At 66.5% G+C, this 20,772-nt stretch carries 20 protein-coding genes and 1 tRNA gene; 12 read left to right on the forward strand and 9 right to left on the reverse strand.

Annotated elements, in window-relative coordinates; all coding sequences use genetic code 11:
- Positions 1 to 7: 7 nt before the first annotated feature.
- The 3 genes from AB0J53_RS01190 to AB0J53_RS01200 form a co-directional block, all read right to left on the reverse strand.
- Positions 8 to 2,113, reverse strand: coding sequence for a DUF87 domain-containing protein (locus AB0J53_RS01190; protein WP_364167725.1), 2,106 nt, complete (start codon positions 2,111 to 2,113; stop codon positions 8 to 10).
- Positions 2,114 to 2,269: 156 nt separating this feature from the next.
- Positions 2,270 to 3,325: a DNA adenine methylase gene (locus tag AB0J53_RS01195; RefSeq protein WP_364167727.1), complete on the reverse strand. Its 1,056-nt coding sequence runs from the start codon at positions 3,323 to 3,325 to the stop codon at positions 2,270 to 2,272.
- Between the two features lie 325 nt (positions 3,326 to 3,650).
- Positions 3,651 to 4,940, reverse strand: coding sequence for an XRE family transcriptional regulator (locus AB0J53_RS01200; protein ID WP_364167729.1), 1,290 nt, complete (start codon positions 4,938 to 4,940; stop codon positions 3,651 to 3,653).
- A gap of 353 nt (positions 4,941 to 5,293) precedes the next feature.
- Between AB0J53_RS01200 and AB0J53_RS01205 the strand changes: the two genes are divergently transcribed.
- Both AB0J53_RS01205 and AB0J53_RS01210 read left to right on the forward strand, forming a co-directional pair.
- A complete protein-coding gene (locus AB0J53_RS01205) occupies positions 5,294 to 5,572 on the forward strand; it encodes a hypothetical protein (protein WP_364167731.1) in 279 nt (92 codons plus the stop codon).
- A gap of 251 nt (positions 5,573 to 5,823) precedes the next feature.
- Positions 5,824 to 6,558 carry a GntR family transcriptional regulator gene (locus AB0J53_RS01210; protein WP_364167733.1) on the forward strand — a complete coding sequence of 245 codons (735 nt, stop codon included), beginning with the start codon at positions 5,824 to 5,826 and terminating at the stop codon, positions 6,556 to 6,558.
- On the opposite strand, the gene AB0J53_RS01215 is transcribed toward AB0J53_RS01210, so the two are convergent.
- Positions 6,555 to 6,941, reverse strand: a complete 387-nt coding sequence (locus AB0J53_RS01215; protein ID WP_364167735.1) for a hypothetical protein — start codon at positions 6,939 to 6,941, stop codon at positions 6,555 to 6,557. The genes AB0J53_RS01210 and AB0J53_RS01215 overlap by 4 nt on opposite strands.
- Before the next feature lie 160 nt (positions 6,942 to 7,101).
- Here AB0J53_RS01215 and AB0J53_RS01220 point away from each other — a divergent pair, with 160 nt between their 5' ends.
- The 7 genes from AB0J53_RS01220 (at position 7,102) to AB0J53_RS01250 (ending at position 12,915) form a co-directional block, all read left to right on the forward strand.
- Positions 7,102 to 7,515, forward strand: a complete 414-nt coding sequence (locus tag AB0J53_RS01220; RefSeq protein WP_364167737.1) for a plasmid replication, integration and excision activator — start codon at positions 7,102 to 7,104, stop codon at positions 7,513 to 7,515.
- On the forward strand, positions 7,515 to 7,781 hold the full coding sequence (locus AB0J53_RS01225; protein WP_364167739.1) for a hypothetical protein: 267 nt from the start codon (positions 7,515 to 7,517) through the stop codon (positions 7,779 to 7,781). Before AB0J53_RS01220 ends, AB0J53_RS01225 begins: the two co-directional genes overlap by 1 nt.
- Positions 7,778 to 8,092, forward strand: a complete 315-nt coding sequence (locus AB0J53_RS01230; RefSeq protein ID WP_364167741.1) for a hypothetical protein — start codon at positions 7,778 to 7,780, stop codon at positions 8,090 to 8,092. Before AB0J53_RS01225 ends, AB0J53_RS01230 begins: the two co-directional genes overlap by 4 nt.
- 87 nt (positions 8,093 to 8,179) lie before the next feature.
- Positions 8,180 to 9,598 (forward strand): FtsK/SpoIIIE domain-containing protein, encoded by a 1,419-nt coding sequence (locus AB0J53_RS01235; RefSeq protein ID WP_364167742.1) that lies wholly within the window; start codon positions 8,180 to 8,182, stop codon positions 9,596 to 9,598.
- A 136-nt stretch (positions 9,599 to 9,734) separates the two neighbouring features.
- Complete coding sequence (locus AB0J53_RS01240) at positions 9,735 to 11,348, forward strand: replication initiator (protein WP_364167744.1); 1,614 nt, start codon at positions 9,735 to 9,737, stop codon at positions 11,346 to 11,348.
- A complete protein-coding gene (locus AB0J53_RS01245; protein WP_364167746.1) occupies positions 11,345 to 11,536 on the forward strand; it encodes a helix-turn-helix domain-containing protein in 192 nt (63 codons plus the stop codon). The genes AB0J53_RS01240 and AB0J53_RS01245 overlap by 4 nt, the downstream gene beginning before the upstream one ends.
- The gene (locus AB0J53_RS01250) at positions 11,533 to 12,915 is read left to right on the forward strand and encodes a tyrosine-type recombinase/integrase (protein WP_364167748.1); all 1,383 of its coding nucleotides are present in this window, start codon (positions 11,533 to 11,535) and stop codon (positions 12,913 to 12,915) included. The genes AB0J53_RS01245 and AB0J53_RS01250 overlap by 4 nt, the downstream gene beginning before the upstream one ends.
- A gap of 243 nt (positions 12,916 to 13,158) precedes the next feature.
- On the opposite strand, the gene AB0J53_RS01255 is transcribed toward AB0J53_RS01250, so the two are convergent.
- Positions 13,159 to 13,243, reverse strand: a tRNA-Tyr gene (locus AB0J53_RS01255).
- 246 nt (positions 13,244 to 13,489) lie between these two features.
- Between AB0J53_RS01255 and AB0J53_RS01260 the strand changes: the two genes are divergently transcribed.
- A complete protein-coding gene (locus AB0J53_RS01260; protein ID WP_364167750.1) occupies positions 13,490 to 13,990 on the forward strand; it encodes a YajQ family cyclic di-GMP-binding protein in 501 nt (166 codons plus the stop codon).
- Between the two features lie 138 nt (positions 13,991 to 14,128).
- Here the strand turns inward: AB0J53_RS01260 and AB0J53_RS01265 are convergent, their stop codons facing one another.
- Positions 14,129 to 15,520, reverse strand: a complete 1,392-nt coding sequence (locus AB0J53_RS01265; RefSeq protein ID WP_364167751.1) for a serine hydrolase domain-containing protein — start codon at positions 15,518 to 15,520, stop codon at positions 14,129 to 14,131.
- Between the two features lie 20 nt (positions 15,521 to 15,540).
- Positions 15,541 to 17,046, reverse strand: coding sequence for an MFS transporter (locus AB0J53_RS01270; protein ID WP_364167752.1), 1,506 nt, complete (start codon positions 17,044 to 17,046; stop codon positions 15,541 to 15,543).
- Between the two features lie 129 nt (positions 17,047 to 17,175).
- On the opposite strand from AB0J53_RS01270, the gene AB0J53_RS01275 reads away from it, so the two are divergent.
- Positions 17,176 to 17,907: a TetR/AcrR family transcriptional regulator gene (locus tag AB0J53_RS01275; protein ID WP_364167754.1), complete on the forward strand. Its 732-nt coding sequence runs from the start codon at positions 17,176 to 17,178 to the stop codon at positions 17,905 to 17,907.
- 17 nt (positions 17,908 to 17,924) lie between these two features.
- The gene (locus AB0J53_RS01280; protein ID WP_364168529.1) at positions 17,925 to 18,389 is read left to right on the forward strand and encodes an NUDIX domain-containing protein; all 465 of its coding nucleotides are present in this window, start codon (positions 17,925 to 17,927) and stop codon (positions 18,387 to 18,389) included.
- On the opposite strand, the gene AB0J53_RS01285 is transcribed toward AB0J53_RS01280, so the two are convergent.
- Positions 18,364 to 19,854: a hypothetical protein gene (locus tag AB0J53_RS01285; RefSeq protein ID WP_364167756.1), complete on the reverse strand. Its 1,491-nt coding sequence runs from the start codon at positions 19,852 to 19,854 to the stop codon at positions 18,364 to 18,366. The two genes, AB0J53_RS01280 and AB0J53_RS01285, sit on opposite strands and share 26 nt — an antisense overlap.
- Before the next feature lie 16 nt (positions 19,855 to 19,870).
- Entirely contained in the window at positions 19,871 to 20,722 is an 852-nt protein-coding gene (gene htpX / locus AB0J53_RS01290) for a zinc metalloprotease HtpX (protein WP_219504636.1), read from the reverse strand.
- Positions 20,723 to 20,772 lie beyond the last annotated feature (50 nt).

Genomic DNA, 20,772 nt, shown 5'->3' on the forward strand with positions numbered 1-20,772 from the left:
TACCTCACTACTTCGGGATTACTGGGGATAGGCCGGCGGCTTCTCGCGCCCGGTTGATCATGTCGTGATCGAACTTAGCAATCTGTACTGGCACGATGTACTTGCCGGAGAAGGTCTTCATGCGCGTGTAGCCTCGATCTTCGACCTTGCGCAGCCCATCTGCGAAGACGGCGAAGTCGTAGTAGTGGGACAACTCCTTAGTCTCGTTGTCGGAATTAAGATGCGCCACAATCCAGTTTGAAGTGTTCGATAGGATGCGCTTGTCTACGCTAGTAACCTCTTGAGTCGCATAAACGAGGCCCATCCCGTACTTCGCCGCCTCCTTCGCGAGCTTAACCCATGGATCGTCCTGCACGGTTGATTTTTTAGCTTTGTCTCGATCAAACAGGTTGTGAGCCTCTTCGACGACGATCTGGATCGGAACGTTCGGCTTGTTCTCGCGGAATCGCTTATTGGCTTTGTCGATAAGCCGAAAGACTAGCCGCTCGGACAACATTCTCGTCACATGATCAGAACCAATAGACAAGTCGATGATGACGAGACGTCCATCCACCAGGTCATCCCAGACGCGGTCCGCCAGGTCACCTTTGCTGGCAGGATCGTGAAAGTCGGCCAGCGTCTTGATTCGATTAAGCACCACTGTGCCCACATTCGCGTCGTAGGCCGTTAGGATTGCCATGAACGCATCGCAGTTCTGCCAACTGCTAAGGTCGAGACTTTGATATTGACTGGGGACGCGCCCAGCAATCACCTCCCCAATACGATCCGAAAGCCACTTGAGGACTTGATGAGCAGCGAATGGTGAATCAACCGCACACAATCCTTGCGCGGGCGTTACGAGCCGGATCTGTCCGGGCCTCTCAGCCTCGAAAGCTTCTCGAACACCCTTATTCATCTTGAAGAGGATGCTGAAGCCTCTCTTTGGACCAGTGAATCCGGCCTTAGCGAGCATGGCATAGAAAGCCAACTGTGCACGCTGAGACTCCACGCGAGCTCCATAGAACTCGTTATCACCCGCAGTGCCACTAGGATAGTCGGAACGATCAGGATCCAGAACCTTGGCCGCCTTGAAGGCATTTGCATAGCTCGTGCCAACATCTGAAAGTGAGTCCTGAATTAGACCCCATATCATTGGGAGTTCATCCGTGTCGAAGAAGTTGACTGCCAGGGGGAATTCCTGGCTGTCGTCCGCCTTCGGCTTCATCTTATAAATGTGAACCAGGTCGGAGCCTAGACCTAGAAGGCGCAGTCCTGTCTTGTCCTGTTCATTGACATTGGCGTACTCCCCTTGCGGGTCGAATATCAACTGGCCAATTTTGCTTTTGGTCCGCGCAGCATGCTCAAAGACAGCTGTACAGATGGTCTTATTGGTGTTTGACTTGCCAACGCGTGTCATACCGAGCACGGCGGTCTTTCGTGAGATAAAGTCGGTAACCCGAACTTTGACTGGCACCTTATCCATCCCCGCGTCTGCCGCTCTGCGACGGGTTGAGGCGAATCGGACTACGCCCAAGTCAATGAGGTCTGGCTCCTCGTTGTCTTGGATCTCCTCCTCCGTCCGCTCCGGATAGGAAGCGATAAATGAGAGCGCATCTGCAGAAGGCAAGTAAACAAAGTAGCGCGCACCAGAGTAGACATTGTCGATGTCAGCGCCCCACTGTACAAACGGCTTTCGCGCAACCGTAGCCCCATAGAAGGTGCCGAGGACGTCACATTCAAAGGCAGACATCTGGATCTGGTTGGACGTCAAATTGTCAACGATTTTCTCTGGGCGCTGCTCACGAATATCCGCATCTCGCATGGCCGCCAATCGCGTTGCAACCAGTTCACTCTCGTTGGGAAGGCTCGCCGTTCCGCGGATACGAAGCAGGATGATCTCGTCCTCGTCGAGAGGTGCCTTCGTCTCCTGCGTGGGAACGGTTGCCGCCGCAAGAAGAAAGCCGTTGCGCGGGACCCCACCAGCTTCTCTCTTGACGAAGTCATCCGTGATCACGATCGCCCGGTCGTAGTCGAGGTGGTAGATGCCTCCGAGCCGCTTAGCCCCATCCAGGAGCGCGGTCAGCGGGTTCCCACCCACGTTGGCAGCGCCAGCGATGCCAGACAGTTCACTCATGGACGGCTCCTTGTAGTTGCTAGGCCTGGCCCGAAAGGAGTGCATTGGGACTACCACGACAAGCTTATGCCAGCTTCCACCAAAGGCATACGTCGGATCAACAGACCCAGCACCGCTTCAAGAACGAGTATGCCTGGAATGCTCTGGTTGGCCGTATTATCCCGCTTCGTCCGTCTTAAGGAGTCTGTACCTCTTTGAGGGGGGAATCACTGTCAAGTTAGTGACTAGGAGCTCATCTCGAACCGTGCGCGTTACAGATCCTGCTGCCGTGTATGTGTGAGAAACATGTAGAACAGATTCTGCTGGCCGATTCTTGTACAGTCCACGGATTGATTGATTGTCATCGTAAGAAAGCAACCACGCATACCGCGTATCGCTCGCCAGCCACGCAGCTAGATCTGTATGCTCAGTGCTATCAAAAGACCACTCATACAACCATTGAGCTTTATCAACATAAGGCGGATCTAGATATACAACTATTTCGCCCGGATCCAGCATTTTGAATTTGCTGGAAAGATTCCCGAGCGCCGTCCGCCAGTCTGCCTCCCAGACGTCGAGTAGACGTCCAGTGGACGCCAGATCCGCCACTCCCTTGATACGCCGAGTAAGTCCTTCCAGCCCGAATCGGCAGTCTATCTTGTAGTCCGACTTCTGCGCGCGCCCACCAATCGGTCCTGCCCTTCCATGGAGGATGCCCGAGAAGGTGGTTCGATTAAGAAATAGACATTTCAGAGCCCGTTCGCGCCGGCCCCGGGGGTTAGCTGCTCGCCACCAATCCCACCGTGCAACCGAAATGGTCTCCTCATGCATTGCATCGATAAGCCATTTAGAGTCAAACGCCGCCGTTCTCCAGAACGCAGCAATCAAAGGGTCCACGTCCGCAAGGATGCCGTGTTCAACTGCACCCGACCCTAGCAGCCGAAGTGTCGTAGTTGCCCCTCCACAAAACGGCTCAAGCAGCAGCCGCGGTGGAGGTACGTTTGCATTGATCAGAGATTCGATCACTGGGACAAGTTGACGTTTCGCACCCGGATATCGGAGAGGGCTGATTACCGAGTTACGGAATAGGCGCGCATCTTGCAGGGGAGTCGGCTTATCGAGGACAGCGTCGGGTGGCCACGGCTTCCGTCGCATCGGCGCCTGCTTCGCGTTCCCCATTAGCCCTTCCGCTCCCTCAATAAGTCGGATGTGTCCGACAGCGAAGCATCGCATTCGACCTACAGACCGCCACGGTCAGCAACCGTAATGCTACATACCGTTATGTACCGCACTGGCTGGGTCGCTGTCTCGGCTTCCCTCCAAGAAGTGTGAGGTAACGTTCATTACCTCGCTTGACCCCATATGCCAGATACTGATCTTCTCTATACCATCCAGTCACGTCAATCACCTTCATCGAGGCCCAACGGTCTGGTAGAAGGCGTCGCGACGTGGACCGGAATCGGTTGCAGCCGCGGCACCGGGTCAACTGGCTAGGTCACGCCGCCTCAGGGTGTGGATCACCAGCGGGGCCAGTTGGCGAAGCCTACGAACTTTCGACCTAGTCGAGCAGGTCTGGGCGGCGGCTTGCGAGAGCGCGCCGAGCTGTCACGTACCGTTCATGGAACTCCTGGGCGAGGGCATCTCGCCGGTAGCGGCGCTGTAGGACGCGGTCGAGGTCCCCCGCACGATTGACGAGGTCGGTGAGGGATCGTCGGTCGATCTCGAATGCGGCCATTCCCTGCTCAACGGCTGCGTCGAGGTCGCCGCGTCGGGCGTGGACGATGCCAAGGTCTATGTGTGCGTCGGCGACGCGCATGGGCGCGTTGGAAGTGCCGTCTGGGCGGGTGTGCATCTGGATGGTTTCGCGGGCGTGTTCTTCGGCGCGGTCGTCGTCGGCGAGCCAGGTGTAGCAGGTGGCGGCGTAGAAGACCCACTTGGCGTGGTCGAAGACGAAGTGGTGGTCTGGGCGGTCGGGCATGGGCAGGCTGCTGAGGACTTCGGCTCCACGGGTGAGGGCGCGGTCGGCTTCGCGGCGGTCGCCGATGCGGGCCAGGCCGCGGGCTTCTTGGAGGGTGAGTTGGACCATGGCGCTGCTGTTGCCGGCTACGGCCTGGCCCATGCGGGCGGCGGTGACGACGTCTTCGTAGCGGCCTTCGACGAGGGCGAACCAGGCTGACATCTCGTGTGCCCAGCCCATGAGTTCGCCGTGTCCGACTTGGCGGCCCATCTCGAAGGCGGCGCGTCGGGCGGTTTCGGCTTCTTCCCGCTCTCCCAGGTCATAGTGGACGCAGCCGAGCAGAGCGGTGAGCCAGCCGGTGATCACGAGGAGTTCGCGGTGCTGGTCCAGGGTGAGGCGTCCGGCGAGCAGGCGGTTGATCTGGGCCAGGCGCTTTTGGGTGCGGTCGCGGAGTGTTCCTGCGGGTACGACGGGATAGGCGCGGCACAGGAGGTCGACGGCCTCGGCGAGGGCCTCTAGGGTTCCGGTTCCGACGTCGGATGCCTGGAGTTGCTGGGCGAGTTCCATGGTGCCGTACAGGTCAGCCTCGGCACGGAGGGCGTCGGCGGGGATCACGCGGGCCTCGATGAGACCGCCGCCGGTCTGCTTGGTCTGGGAGAACCCGAGTGCTTCCGGCTCCCGGCCGGTCAGTTGGGTGAGGGCCAGCCGGTAGGGGGTGCGGGGCCAGCGGACTTCGCCGGCCTCCCAGCGTCGGATGCGTTCTTCGTCGCATGCGAGTCGTTCGGTAACGCCTATCGGGGTGGCGTTGATCCGGTCTGCCATCTCCGCGCGGGACAGGTGCCGCTCGTTGCGCCAGGCGCGTAGCTGCACGTTTGGGATGTAGTCGGGCATCTGCGGGCCATCCTCCCGGCTGGGGGCTCGAAAGGGGAAATGAGGGGTCCCGTTCAGGGGTCCTGCTGAGACGCGGTTGACGGTGGACTTGTCATCAAGCAACCACGGTACGTCACGCGGCCTCCCGCAGCAGGGAACGCCGGATGAACGAGGAGATTGGCGACGGTGATCCGGCCAGACGAGACAAGCAACACGTCGCCCTGCCCCGCATGCCGGGGACGCGGGGTCAAGCTGCGTGACTCACGCCGTGCGCTCCTCATCGGCGACGACGGAGATCAAGTTTCGAGTGGGGAGCAGGAGTGTCTCGACTGCCTCGGAAGCGGCCGGGCCGAAGGGAACGTGAAATGAACTCGATGATGGCCAAGTTGATCGCCGGTCTCGACCAGAACCCGGAGGACGACAGTGACAAGCTCGTCCGGCTGCGTGATCAGCTCACGCGACTCGGCGTCCATGCCGAACTGCGCGACAACAACAGTGCGCTGATGGTGCATCGGACCAGGCCGGGCATGCCGGTGTGGGTGTTCGTCGGGTACGGCGGGGCCTACTACTCCTGGCAGAGCGCCGAGAAGCGGCACGCCACCAGCGACCCGGTAGGCGCTGCGGAGGCTCTGGCGGAGTACGTCGCCAGATGATGACGGGCGCGGCGAGGCGGCGTTGTTCCCTTCCGGAGGGGGATGGGAGCACATCATCCTTGCCTCGTCGCGCCTTATCTCCGGCAGGCGGCCCTCAGCGGTTTCCACCCGGCCACACCCCCCGGCCCCGTCCGCTGCCCGCCTGCCGGATTTCCTTGCGTACGGGCCTGGCTCCTCAATCACGTGGACACGAGCGCCAGGTCGGGTTACGCTCAAACTTGGTAAAACAACTTGTCGGGTGCTGGACGGTCATGATGTCGCTTGAGTCCGTGCCACCGAAGTATGCGCAGCTTGTGCACACTCTTCAGAGGCGTATCGAGTCGGGGGATTACCCGCCCGGCTCTCTCCTGCCGAGCGAGAACCAGCTCATTCAGGAGTTCGCTGTCTCCCGTCCCACCGTGGTGGCAGCTCTTCGGGTGTTGCGTGAGCAGGGCTGGATCGAGTCCCAACAGGGCAAGGGCCGCTTCGTACGAGGACGTCCGGCGCTGGCCTCACGCGAGCAGAACCGGCCGGGGCAGGCGTATCTGAGCACTCCTGAGGCCGAGTTCGCCGGTGAGGTTGTCGAGGCCGGGGCACGGGTCGTGCCGAATCGGGTGGGTGTGCTGCTCGGGTTGGAGGCCAAGAGCAAGGCGTTTGTGCGTCGGCGCCTGATCAGTCGTGACGGCGAGCCGACCGATCTGGTGTCGCTGTGGCTGCCGTTGGAGTTGTCCGAGGGGACCGACCTGACCAGCGGAGAACCGCTGCGACAGGGATTGCGGGAGCACCTTCAGTCGCGCAAGGGCGTGCGGTTCGATCACATCCTGGAGCAGATCACCGCCCGGATGCCCACCGCCGACGAGGCCAAGCAACTGGCCATGCCTCGGAACGCGCCGCTCCTGGCCGTGTTCGGTGCGGTTCGTGATGCCACCGGCCGGCCTCTGGCGGTCGTCGAAGTGCTGCTGCCTGCCGACCGGCATGAACTAGAGGACGCCTATCCGGTTTCCTAACAGCCCGGCACACCAGCGGCCTCGTCCGGTGGTGCCGTGCAGACCGCCGGATCTTCCTTGTACACGTGATCGGATCGGCCCTGCGATGTCAGAGCGAGGACAAGGGCCGCAAGCGCGAGCACGATCAGCCCGTAGAGCACCATGCCGCCCTTGTTGTTGAGCAGCATCGAAGCGAAGAGACCGACAAGGGGTGCGCCGCCTCCCAGCGCGAGCGCCGCGTAGATGAGCACCTGGGCCAGCTCGGCGTTTCTCGACGGCGCTCCGGCAAGGGCGAATCCGTTGTAGAGGGCCAGGTAGCCCAGGATCATCGTGCCGAAGAACCAGCCGACACCGAGCACAACGAAACCTGTGCCACCTCGCGAACCACCACGTTCCGGTTCCATGATCCTCAGTATTCGTCCCGGACTGTCCGTAGGGCGGCACGGCCAGTTTACGATCTGGCAGCGAAATCTCGCCTAGGCACTTGACCTATCAAGCTACGCAGAGTTACTGTCGAATCACTTGATAGGTTAAGTGCCTGTCAGTCAAGAGAGGAAAACAGTTATGGCTCTGCAAGGCCCCATCCCCGTCACCTTCGCCATGGTCTTCCCGCACGGCTGCTACGTCGTCGGCGAGGTCGAGCCCGTCAAGGACTTCGACGGCTCGTCCAACGGCCGGTTCGTGCAGTCCCGCGACAAGCAGACCGGAGAGCTGGTCTGGCAGGTCGCGGTCATGGACGGTGACCCGACACTCAAGCCCGCCCAGAAGACGGTCGCGGTCAAGATCCTCGCGCCGGTCCAGCCGGTGCCCCCGCAGCCGATGCCGGGGCTGCCGTTCACGCCGGTCGAGTTCGACGGCATGTCCGTCACCCCGTACGTCAACGCCGCCGGACGCCTCGCGTACTCGATCAAGGTCCGCGAGATGCACGCCCCTCGCCAGCAAGCCCAGCCCGCCAAGGCCGGAAAGGATGCCGCCTGATGACCCGACGCCGTACCCCGCGCAACAGCGTGATCCGGCTGACCACCGGGCACGCCGCCCGGATCATGAACCACCCGTTCGCTCGCCGCGAGCCCGTCCTGGCGCTCGACTTCGGCGCCACCTCCGTGCTCGTCACTACAGACGGTCCGGTGACGACGGAGGACCTGGAGTTCGCGCGCCAGCTCGCCCGCGAGGCCCACCGCTTCGCCCGCTCCCTGGAACGCAGCTTCTACGGCCTCCCGGACGGACGCGGGGTGGCGGCATGAGCGAGCACCGGCCCTACACCTACGTCACCCTGTCCATCCGACCTGACTCCGACCCGCACGTCCGGGTCTCCTTCCACACGCCGCGCCTCCAGGCCAGCGCCGGACTGCTGCTCGACGGCCCGCGCCCGTTCCTGGAGTTCACCTCCCACGAGGCCCACGTGCACATCTCCACCACCGGGGCCGGGCCGGTCACCGATGCCGACCTGAACATCGCCCGCGAGATTTTCCACGCCGCCGCTCGCTACCTGGCCGACTGCGAGTTGCTGCACGCCGAACAGTCGGCCCAGGACGCCACCACCTCGGCGGCCTGAACACAAAGGCGGGGCCGCTGGAAGCGGCAACTTCCGGCGGCCCCTCGGTTCTCCCCTGACTGCGACATCACGAGAGGTTCCCAGCTTATGTTCAAGCGGCTGCCTGGCGACGAGGCGCGCAACCTCGTCTCCACCACGCCCGACACGGCCGTCGTCTTCCGCCCGGCCGTACTCAAGACACCCGCCATCGTCACCTTCGTCATCCACGGCTGGCGCTTCCTGGCCGCCCTCGTCCGCACGACCTGGCGGCACCCGGTGGCGGTCGCCGTCCCCGTCGCCATTACGGCCACCTGGCACTACTCCGGATGGCCGCTGGCCGCGTCTCTGTCGGGGATCGTCATTCTCGCCCTGATCTCCTGGGCCTTCATCGACCGGCCCTCCTTCGCCCGGCTCGTCGGCTTCCGGCTGCTGGCCTGGTGGCGGCTGATGTCGGTCTACCGTCGCCACTGGCACGGCGTCATGGACGTCTCCGGCCTGGCCAAGCGCGTCAACGGACGCGTATACATGCCGCGCCTGCTCCGCGTGACCTGCGATGGCTGGGCCGATCGCATCACCGTCCGGATGCTCGGCGGCCAGGCGGTCAAGGACTGGTCCGACCGCATCGACAACCTCACCCAAGGCTTCGGCGCCGCCTCCTGTCGCATCGCCCTCATCAAGGGCGGACGCCTGCTGCTCACCTTCCCACGCACCGACCCGCTCGCCTCGCCCATGCCAGCACTGCCCATCCCCGACGAACCCACCGTGGGACCGGTCGAGATCGGCAAGCAGGAGGATGGCAAACCGCTGCGGCTCAAGGTGCACGGGACGCACGTCCTGATTGCTGGCGCGACAGGGGCCGGCAAAGGCTCGTTCCTGTGGGACACGATCCGCGGGCTCCTTCCCGCCATGCGGGCGGGCCTGGCCGAGGTCTGGGCACTCGATCCCAAGCTGATGGAGCTGTCCTTCGGACGGGAGTTGTTCCAAGGCCGCTACGCCGCCGACCCGGCCGACTGCGCCGACCTGCTCGACGAGGCCGTCACCGTGATGCAGAAACGCGCCACCCGCTTCGCCGGGATCCAGCGCTCACACACACCCACCATCGAAGACCCATTCGTCCTGGTGCTCGTCGACGAGGTGGCGTTCCTGACCGCCTACCAACCCGACCGGCAACTCCGGCAACGTATCTCCGCAGCCCTGGCCACGCTCGCCACCCAGGGCCGCTCGGTCGGGGTCGGCGTCATGGCCGCACTCCAGGACCCGCGCAAAGAGGTCATGAACATCCGCAACCTCTTTCCGGACAAGATCGCGCTCCGGCTCGACGAATCCGAACAGGTGGACATGGTCCTCGGCGACGGCGCACGCGACCGGGGAGCACTCGCCGACCACATCTCACCGGTTCCCGAGCTGGGCGCAGGCGTCGCCTACATGCGGCTGGAAACCTCACCCGAACCCATCCGCGTCCGCGCCGCCTACGTCTCCGACGCCGACATACGCGCCATGGTCGCCTACCACGGGCAGGCCGCATGATTCACCTGCTCGATGGCCTTCGCTGCGCCACCTGCCACACCCTGAACGCTCTCTGGCTCGACCCGGTCCGCGCCCTGGCCGAGTGCCGCGAATGCGGCCAAACCGCAATCGCCGTCCCCGACGAAGGGAGGACCGCATGACCCATGCGCACGACCGCGCCCTTCCCCGAGCCGTCCGCCAGGCCATGCCCATGGCCCGCGACGTCCTCGAAGAGGTCGCCAAGCTCCACGGCGTCTGCATCCGGCCCATCCCGCTCAAGCGGCTCGACACCGTCACCGGCAAGTCCGAGATCATCGACGTCCCGTGCGGGGCCACGCTCGACAGTAAGTGCCCGCCCTGCGCGCGGCGCAACAAGCAGCTCCGCAAGGCCCAGTGCCGCGAGGGCTGGCACCTCGACGAAGAACCCGCCATCACACCCGACGAGCCGAACGAGGAACAGCGCTGGCTGGTGGAGTTCCGCGCCGACTACCAAGCCCAGCGCGAGGCCGCAGAAAAGGCCGGCGACGACACCACCGACCTGGACGCGATCATCACCGGCCTGGACGAGGAGATCAACGCCGCAGGCATGCGCGGCAGCGTCCTCGGCCGTGCGACCGCCAAGCGCTCCCGCTCCACCAGGAGACGGCAGGACGCGCCTGACCTGCCCAAGCGCAAGATGACCAACACCACCCTGGGACGCACTTTCCACGGCCCGGACGGCAAGGTCTACCGGCCGTCCCTGTTCGTCACGCTCACCCTGCCGAGTTACGGCAAGGTCCGCGACGGCGTACCGATCGACCCGGACACCTACGACTACCGGCGCGCCGCCCGAGACGCGCTGCACTTCTCCAAGCTCGTGGATCGCTTCGTGCAGAACCTGCGCCGCGTCGCGGGCTACGACGTGCAGTACTTCGCCTCCGTGGAGCCTCAGAAGCGGCTCGCCCCACACCTGCACATGGCCATCCGTGGAACGCTCCCACGCGCCGAGATCAAGCAGATCGCCGCCGCCACCTACCACCAGGTCTGGTGGCCCCAAGCTGACGAAGTCGTCTTCGACGGCGACCACCTACCCATCTGGCAGGACGGCATCGGCTACCTCGACCCGGCCACCGGCGAAGTCCTGCCCGCCTGGGACGAAGCACTCGACGCCCTCGACGAGGACGCCGAACCGCTGCACGTGATCCGCTTCGGCGAACAGGTCGATGTGCAAGGCGTGCTCGCCGGAACCCCGGACGCCGACCAGTGCATCCGCTACCTGTCCAAATACCTCACCAAGTCCATAGGCGACGCGCTCAACGGCGGCCAGGCCCAGCAACAGCACGCCGCCCGCATGCTCGACGCCCTCCGCTACGAGCCCTGCTCGCCCACCTGCCCGAACTGGCTGCGCTACGGCATCCAGCCCAAGGACGCCAAGCCCGGCATGCTGCCCGGCCGCTGCCGTGGCAAGGCCCACAAGCCCGACCACCTCGGCTACGCCGGACGCCGCATCCTCGTCTCGCGCAAGTGGAGCAACAAGACGCTCACCGAACACAAGCAAGACCGCCGTACCTGGGTCCTGGAAGCCCTCGGCCAGGCCGACGACCGCACCGACCCACACCGCTACATCTGGCGGCCCGTCCCGGCCGGAGACGCCAACGTGCCACCACTCGCCGTCCGGCTCCTGCGATCCGTCCACGAACGCCAACGCTGGCGAGCCCACCTCAGAGAGCTGGAAGCCAGAGCAGCCGGACAAGACCTTTCGGCAACCGAGGAGATGGGGAGGGCGGCATGACCAGACACGACGAGTTGCTGACCGTCCGCCAAGTTCTCGACGAACTCGGCGGCGTCTCCCGTCGCACCTTCTACCGCTGGCGCGAGATCGGCAAGGCACCCGACGGCATCCGCCTGCCCAACGGCGAGCTGCGCATCTACCGCAGCGAACTCAACGTCTGGCTGGAGTCTCTGCGGGAGGTCGTGTGAACGCCTCCTACGACGTGAAGTTCTGGGACATCCGCCCGAACAAATCCACCAAGCCCGGCGAGAACCGCAAGACGATCTCCTACACCGTGCGCTGGACCGTCGCAGCACGGGAGAAGTCCAAGACCTTCCGCACGTCGGCACAGGCGAAGAACTGGCTCTCCGACCTGCGCCAGGCCGCCAAGAAGGGCGAGTTGTTCGACCTGGAGACGGGTCTCCCACAGTCGATGCTCAAGGCCAAGGCAGCCCGGACCGTCTACGACTTCGCCAGGGCCTACATCGACATGAAATGGCCGCACGCGGCGGCCAAGACGCGCGACAGCATCTCTGACGGCCTCGCCACAGTCCTGCCCGCGCTCACCAAAGATCGCCCCGGCCGCCCGGACGCCGAGATCTTGCGTACGGCTCTGCGTAAATACGCCCTCCTGCCCGAGGCCAAGCGTCCAGATGTGCCGCTGGAGAGCAAGCAAGCACTGCGGTGGCTGGAAGGGGCCTCGCTCGACTTGGCCGACCTCAACGAGACCAAGACCGTACGTCTGGCACTCGACGCCCTCGCGCTCCGCCTCGACGGCAAGGCCGCGAGCGCCAACACGATCCGCCGCAAGCGCGCGGTCCTTCACGCCGTGCTGGAGTACGCGGTGGAACTGGAGGAACTGCCCGCCAACCCGGTGCACAAGGTCAAGTGGAAGCCGCCCAAGACCACGGAGACGGTGGATCCGCGGGTCGTGGTGAATCCTCGTCAGGCCGAAGCGCTGCTGACCGCAGTGGCCACCGTAGGCGGGCGGGGTCGTGGGCGTCGGCTCCAGGCCATGTTCGCCTGCATGTACTACGCCGCCCTCCGTCCTGGCGAGACCGTCGCGCTCAGAAAGCAGGACTGCCATCTTCCGGCAACCGGCTGGGGTCGCATCCTCGTCGATGTCTCTCGCCCAGAGGTCAACACCCAATGGACCGACACCGGCGACGCCCACGAGGAACGCGGACTCAAGCACCGGGGCCGCGACGACGTCCGCCCGGTCCCCATCCCGCCCAAGCTGGTCCAGATCCTTCGGCAACACATCGAGGAATTCGGCGTCGCCGAGGATGGCCGGCTGTTCCGCAGCGAGCGCGGTGGAGTCGTGGCCTCGACGGCCTACACGGAGGTCTGGCAAGACGCCCGGAAGCTGGCCCTGACGCCCGCCCAGTTCGCCTCACCCCTCGCTCGCCGTCCGTACGACCTGAGGCACGCGGCCGTGTCCCTCTGGCTGAACGCGGGCGTACCCGCCCCTGACGTAGCCGAGCGGGCCGGGCATGGCGTGGACGTGCTTCTCAGGGTCTACGCGAAGTGCCTCGACGGCCATCAGGAGATCGCCAACAAGCGGATTGAGGACGCCCTCGCCGCATGATCACAGCACCACGGCGAAGGGTCCCGGAACGCCACCGGGACCCTTCGCCGTTCCCCATACGTTCCCACGCCCACGGATTCCGCAGATGTTCCGGATCAAGGGTCCCGACCAGGGGAAACGCCCCAAGATCCATTCCGGACATATTCCGGGACCTGCGACAACGGGCCGCTCACGGCGGCATCCGGCTGCGTACCCCTGAAACGCAGAAGAGGCCCCGTAGGGCCTCTGATCTGCTGTTACTGCTGGTGGCAGGTGCAAGGTTCGAACTTGCGTAGGCTGAGCCGACGGTTTTACAGACCGCTCCCTTTGGCCACTCGGGCAACCTGCCGTGCCATCCGCTCTCGCGGCGACAGAAAGAAGGATAGCGGACTTCGGAGGTGTACGTGACACCGGTTTGTCCCGCGCCGGATCTTGGCCTGGCGGACCGCCGAAACCCGGTCGGCCGGGCGACCCGGGGACGGGGGCCGGGGTCGGATCCTGCACGGCGGGCAGATGCTGGCTAGGCTCATCCGCTGGGCCCGTGTTCACCGGGCACGGAGGCAGATGTCCCAGATGACACCCAGCAGCTGAGAGGATGTGCGCTTTGGCCGATTCATCTTTCGACATCGTCAGCAAGATCGACCGGCAGGAGGTCGACAACGCGCTGAACCAGACGGTCAAGGAGATCGGGCACCGCTTCGACTTCAAGGGGACCGGGGCGGCCATCAGCTGGTCCGGGCAGAACAACATCGAGATCAAGGCGAACAGCGAGGAGCGGGCGAACGCCGCGCTCGACGTGTTCAAGGAGAAGGTGGTCAAGCGCGGCCTGTCTCTGAAGATTCTCGATGCGGGCGAGCCGAAGCTGTCCGGCAAGGAGTACCGGATTCTGGTCAGCCTCAAGGAGGGCATCGACCAGGAGCAGGCGAAGAAGATCTCCAAGCTGATCCGCGACGAGGGGCCCAAGGGCGTCAAGGCGCAGATCCAGGGTGAGGAGCTTCGGGTCAGCTCGAAGAAGAAGGACGATCTTCAGGATGTCATCACCCTGCTCAAGGGTAAGGACCTGGACATCGCCCTTCAGTTCGTGAACTACCGCTAGCGAGGGTGGCAGAACGCGCTGCCCGGTGGGGAGGCGCGTTCCGCCCAGCGATGCCTTCCCGCCCAGCACCCTGGCGATACCCTCCCGCCCCACATCCCGACCGCTGCCCGGCCGACCGCTGCCCGCCCGGCGTACCGCCTAGGCAGGCTGCTTGGGGGCTGCTCGCATGCCGATGTACGCGCACTCGGTGCCGTCCGGGAGGGTCGCGAAGATCACCGGCATCCAGTCGTCGCTGAACGACGCGCCGGCCGCCTCGGCGGCGAAGACCGTGTCCGTCACGGGGACCAGGTCCGCCTCCAGCGGCGGGGAGAAGTTCTTCATCCCACCGACGAACTCATACACAAGGTGCCCATCCGCATCAACGGTGATATCCACCCCCTCGCGCCGATATTTCCCAGCAAACCGCGAAAAATCCACCGCGACCGGCTCCACCGGCGGCCCGAACGGCTCCGGCATCCGCACCCCCGCCAACTCCCCCAGCAGCTCCGCGAACAGATCCGCGTAGAGCCGCCGCGCGCCCCCGCCGTTCGTCAGCAGCGCCACGGCCACCCCGGCCCCCGGAACCACCCGAAGGTACGCGTACTGCCCGATGGACGCCCCGTCGTGGCCGAACCCCGGCACGCCGGACCAGTCGTACAGCGTCCACCCGAGCCCCCACGCGTCGGCGCTGACGGTCCACTTGTCCGGCACCTCGACCTCGCGCCGCTGCATGGCCGCGACCGTCGCGGGCGCCAGCACGCCGGCGCCGCCCGCGACGTGCATGCCGGCCAGCCTGACGACGTCGCCCGCGGTGGCGATGACCCTGCCGTACGGGCCCGCTGACCTGGGCATGAGGTCCCAGGCGGGGGCGGGCTCCGGGTCGGCGCCGAGGTGGCCCATGGCGGTGCGGAACCGCAGCGCCTCCTCGGGCAGCGTCATCGTGCTCGTGAGCCCGAGCGGGGTGAGGAGCCGGTCCTTCAGCGCGTCGTCCCAGGTCTGGCCGGTGAGCACCTCGACGATGCGGCCGAGCACGTTGTAGCCGACGCTGCTGTACGAGACCGCGATCCCGGGCGGGCAGTCGAGCGCGACGCCCCGGGCGGCTCGGACGTAGCGGGCCAGGCAGTCGTCACCCCGGCCGCCGTCGTAGGTGAAGTCGCAGGTCAGGCCGGAAGTGTGGCTCAGCAGCCGCCGAGGGGTGATCAGCGGGGTGGCCGCCGGGTCGGCGGTGGCGAAGTCGGGCAGGACGTCCAGTACGGGCGCGTCGAGGTCGAGCGTGCCGGATTCGGCCAGTTGCATGATGAGCGTGGCGGTGTAGACCTTGGCGATCGAGCCGAGCTGGAACACCGAGTCGGTGGTCGCCTCCACGCCGGTGCCCAGGTGGAGCAGGCCGCTGGCCAGTTCGTGCACCTGGCCGCCGGTGAGCACGGCCAGGGTCGCACCGGGCACGCGGTGGGCGGCGCGCAGCTCGTCGAGACGAGCCTGCCAGCGCGCGTGGTCGAACTGCTGGGCGTTGTCGAAATGCTGGGTGCGGTCGAAACGCTGCGCAATCATGAAATATCCCCCCAAGGGCGTCAGTGAGCGGCGGTCAGTTCTTCCGTGGAACCAGCGGCTGCCGCCGCGCCCCGGCGGTCCCGTAGCAGGGCGAAGGCCAGGACGGCGGCCGCCAGCGCGCCGCAGGCTCCCGCGACGAAGCTCAGCGACATGGCCCCGGTGAACGCCTCGCGAGCGGTGTCCACCAGCCCGCCGTCGCCGGTGCGGGCGGCCACGGCGAGCGCGTCGCCGATCGACCGGCGCGCCTGCTCCGGCGCCGATTCGGGCATGGTCGCGGTGAATGTCCCGGCCAGGACGCTGCCCAGCGCCGCCACGCCGAGCGCCGCGCCGGCCTGCTGGACCGTGTCGTTGAGCGCCGAGCCGACCCCGGCGTGCTCCGGCGGGACGGCGCCCATGAGCGCCGCGATGGCCGCCGGTTGGGCCAGGCCGCCGCCGATCCCGAACAGCACCAGCGCGACCGCCACCATCCCGAACCCGTCGTCGGCCGACAACGTCGCCAGCACCGCGAACCCGGCGACCAGCACGAGCAGCCCGGCCACGGTCAGCGGCCGGTTGCCCAGCCGCTGGCCCAGGGTGGCCGCGACGGCGTTGACGAGGATCACGGCGAGCGCCATCGGCGCCATGGCGAGCCCGGCCTGGGTGGGCGTGAAGCCGAGCACGAACTGCAGGTACTGGGCCATGGCCAGCAGTAGCCCGCCGTTGCCGATCTGGACGAGCACGAGCGAGAGGCTGCCGCCGCTGAAGTTGCGGTCGCGGAACAGGTGCAGCGGCACCATCGGGTGCGGGGTCCGCAGCTCCCAGATCACGAACGCGGCCAGGCCCAGCACGGCCGCGGCCAGCCCGGCCAGGGTGCCGGGGTCGGCGAGGCCGCGGTGCGGCAGCTCGATGATGAACCAGACGAGCGCGGTCAGCCCGGTCACGGACAGGATCGCGCCGATCGGGTCGGGCTTGCGCCACGGTCCCTTGGACTCCGGCATCCAGGCCAGGGCGGCGGCGATGGCGATGACCACGACGGGGACGTTGATCAGGAACACCGATCCCCACCAGAACTCGGCGATCAGCGCGCCGCCCACGACCGGGCCGCCGACCAGGCCGACCATCAGCACCGAGCTCCAGATCGACATGGCCCTGCGCCGTTCGCCGTCGTCGAAGACGGTGATGAGGATCGACAGCGTGCTCGGCATGACGAGGGCGCCGCCGATGCCCATCAGCACGCGTCCGGCGATGAGCTGCCCGGGGCTGGCGGCGTACGTGGCCAGCAGGGACGCCACGCCGAAGAGCACCAGCCCGATGATCATGACGCGGCGCCTGCCGTACCGGTCGGAGAGGCTGCCGGCGGTGAGCAGGAGCCCGGCGAAGACCAGGATGTAGCCGTCGATGATCCACTGGATGTCCTGGGCGCCGGCGCCCAGGTCCTCGGTCAGCGGCGGGATCGCCACGGTGAGCACGCCGTTGTCGACGACCAGGACGAGCGTGCTCAGGCAGAGCACCAGCAGGATCAGCCAACGCCGTGGATGACGCTCCATCAGGAGCACCCCCTTCTGATTGAACGGTGTGCAGTTAGCATTGCACAGTGTTCAGCTCTTGCACAATGTCCAATGACTCGCACAGTGTGCAAACGGTCGCTAAGCTGGGCGGGAGAAGAGGAGGACGCCTTGTCCGAACAGCAGCCGTACCCCTCGGTGTGGACGCGGCCGCGCCGCGCGCGGCGCGAGCAGCCGTCACTGAGCAGGGAGCAGATCGTGGCCGAGGCGCTGCGGCTGCTGGACGCCGAGGGCATCAGCGCGCTCAGCATGCGGCGGCTCGGAGGGCAGCTCGGCTCCGTCGCCACCGCGATCTACTGGCACGTGGCCAACAAGGACGAGCTGATCGAGCTGGTCGTCGACGAGGTGTTCGGCGAGATCGAGGTGCCCGTCGCCGACGATCCGGCCGGCTGGCGGGAGGCCGCCGCCACGCTCGCGCGCGGCTGGCGCGACATGATCCTGCGGCACCCGTGGACCGTGCACGTGCTGGACGAGGTGGTCTCGTCCTTCCACGGGCCCAACAGCCTGCGACTGTCCGATGAAATGCTCGGACTGTTCGAGAAGGCGGGGTTCGACCTGTTCGAGGCCGATCGCGCCGGGAAGACCCTCATCTCGTACGTGCTGGGCATCGCGATGAGTGAGGCGGCGGCCCTGTCCAGGATGGCGCGCGACAACCGGAGCGAGCGCGAGTGGATCGAGGCGCTGTGGCCCTCCGCCGACGAGGCCGCGCGCGACCACCCACGGCTCCTCGCCCTCTACACCGCCTACCGCGACGCCGATCCGGCCAAGAACCGTGAAGACAGCTTCACGTACGGGCTCGACCGGGTTCTCGACGGCATCGAGGCGCGGCTGCCGCGGTCGTAAGCTTGGCGGACGTGACGATGATCCCGTTGCGCCGCTTCACGGCGCGCGTCCTGCCTCTCGACGATCAGGGCAGGGTGCTCCTGCTCCATGGGTTCGATCCGGCGCGGCCGGACGAGCTGTTCTGGTTCACCATCGGCGGAGCCGTCGAGGAGGGGGAGACGCTGCCGGAGGCGGCCTCGCGCGAGCTGTTCGAGGAGGCGGGGCTGCGGGTGCCGGCCGACCGGTTCACCGGGCCCTACCGGACCGAGACCCGCGAGTTCACGTTCGGCCGCTACGCGATCACCCAGGACGAGACGCTCTACGCGGTCCGCGTCGAGGCGGTCGAGGTGTCGTTCGAGCACATGGAGCCGATCGAGAAGGACACCACGGTCGGCCACCGCTGGTGGAGCGCCAACGAGCTCGACGCGACGCGGGAGACGTTCTACCCGGAGGACCTGGCCGCGCTGCTGCGCAAGATCACGACGGCCGGAGCACCCGCGTAGCGCCCGCGATCAGCGCCGTCGCCAGGATCCAGCCCGAGATGATCAGCCCGTACGCGAGCCCCTGCGTCCACCCCGCCGGGTCGAACTGGTCCCGCTGCCCAAACGTCGACAGCGGCAGCAGCAGGTCGAAGGTGTAGGCGAACGAGTCGAACACCGGGCTCTCGCCGGGCTTGACGGCACGCGGCGGGTTCAGCCCGAACACCACCGTGCCCAGCACGAGCAGCGCCCCGAACCACACCGCCGCCAGCCAGGGCCGGTAGCCGTAGCCGACCGTGGCGTCGAGCAACCGTCCCCAGAACCGGGTACGCGGCCCGCTGATCCCCCGCAGCCCGCGCATCTTGGCGAGCTGGGTGCGGCGGGCCAGCGCGTCGTTGCCGCCGCGCATGTACCAGTCGGCCAGTTGCTCGTACGGTTGCGTCCGGAAACCCTCCGGATCGCGGCTCACCCACTCGATCCGGCGCGCGAAACCGTGGCCGCGCAGGCGGTCGTACGTGAGCCCGTTCAGCCGGAGCTTGTCCGGCCAGGTGGCGACGTCGTCGTGCAGGGTGCCCACGGTGGAGTGGGCCAGCGTCACCACGCCGTCGATCCGCTCGGCCGGCTTGATGAGGAACTCGCGCGCCTCGATGTGGCTGGCGTGCAGCGCGTACGTGGTGTCGGGGCTGCGGACGACGCCGCGGAGCGAGAACCGGCCGTTGATCCGCGAGCCCCGCAGCCGCAGGCAGCCCAGGGCCAGGAAGTCGCCGGTGCAGCTCATCGAGTCCTCGACGACCAGGCCGTCGGCGACGAGCGCCTCTTCGCCCGGATTGCGGAGCTTGGCGTGGTCCAGTTGGAAGCCGCCGTTGAGCCGCGCGCCGACCAGGCGTACGGCGCCGGAGAAGTCGGCGTTGCGCATGTGCGTCACCGAATCCACCACCATGGCGTCGGCGTAGAACGCCGGATCCCCCTCGGCGGCGACCACCTTCGTCCCGGCCAGCCACAGCCCGGTCTCGAACTGCGCGCGAGCCACCCGGACCGTGCCCTGGACGTACGAGCCCGACAGGCTCAGATGGCCGGCCACCCGCATGCCGCCGCCGCTGAAGCCGGGTAAGCGGCAGTCGGTCAGGCGGATGGTACGCGTCGTCGTGCCGCCCATGAGGACGGGATCGTCCAGGTAGCAGCCGTGCAGCACCAGCTCGTGGTCGACCGTGCCGCCGACGATCTCCAGCGGGCCGGTGATCCGCGCACCCGTCAGCCGCACCGCCGGGACCGTCCCCGTGCCCGTCTCGCGGGCGCCCAGCAGCAGCTTCGCGATGACCTCGGCGCGTACGGTGCGCTCGGGGCCCCAGGTGTGACCGTCCAGGGGCGCGTTGGCTCCGGCTGAACAGTCAGGGCCCGACTCGAAAGGGGCGAACGTCACCATCCGGCCGGTCGGGAAGGCGTCCCACAGCTTCCGTTCGGCCTCGGTCAGCCGTGAAGATCGTCGCATGGCCCCGATTCTCGCGTCAGCGGCGGTAGCCCGCCATGCGCTCCAGCCGGGCCACGCGCTCGGAGGTGGGCGGGTGGGTCGAGAACAGGCGGCCCAGGCCGGCGCCGCTGAACGGGTTCGCGATCATCAGGTGGGAGGCCGAGGTCAGGCGGCTGTTCTCGGGCAGCGGCAGCCTGCGCGCGCCCATCTCGATCTTGCGCAGCGCGGACGCGAGCGCGAGCGGGTCACCCGTGAGCCGCGCCCCCGCCTCGTCGGCCTGGAACTCGCGGCTGCGGGAGATCGCCATCTGGATCATCCCGGCGGCCACCGGGCCGAGCAGCATCATGAGCAGCGCCCCGACGAACCCCGGGCCCTCGTCGTCATCCGACCCGCCGAAGAACACCGCCACGTAGCTCACCCAGGTGATCATCGTGGCCAAGGCCCCGGCGACGGACGAGATCAGGATGTCGCGGTTGTACACATGGGACAGCTCATGCCCGATCACGCCCCGCAGCTCGGCTTCGTCAAGCAGCTGGGTCAGGCCGTACGTCACGCACACGGCCGCCCGGCGCGGGCTGCGACCGGTGGCGAACGCGTTCGGCTGCACGGTCGGCGACACGTACAGGCGGGGCATCGGCTGGCGGGCCTCGGTGGAGAGCTCCCGGACGATCCGGTAGAGGGTGGGCTGCTCGACCTCGCTGACCGGCCGGGCGCGCATCGCCGACAGGGCGATCCGGTCCGAGAAGAAGTAGGCGAAGCCGTTGGTCACCAGGGCGAGCACGAACGCGATCTGCAGACCGGTGCCGCCGCCCAGCCACGCGCCCGCGGCGAGGATCAGCGCAGACAGGCCGCCGAGCAGGATCGCGGTGCGCAGACCGTTGTGGTGCAAGGTTCCCCCCTTCGTGGTCCGGGTTCACCTGGTACAACGACGATGCCCTG

The organism is Nonomuraea sp. NPDC049725, assembly GCF_040674795.1.
Lineage (GTDB): Bacteria > Actinomycetota > Actinomycetes > Streptosporangiales > Streptosporangiaceae > Nonomuraea > Nonomuraea ceibae.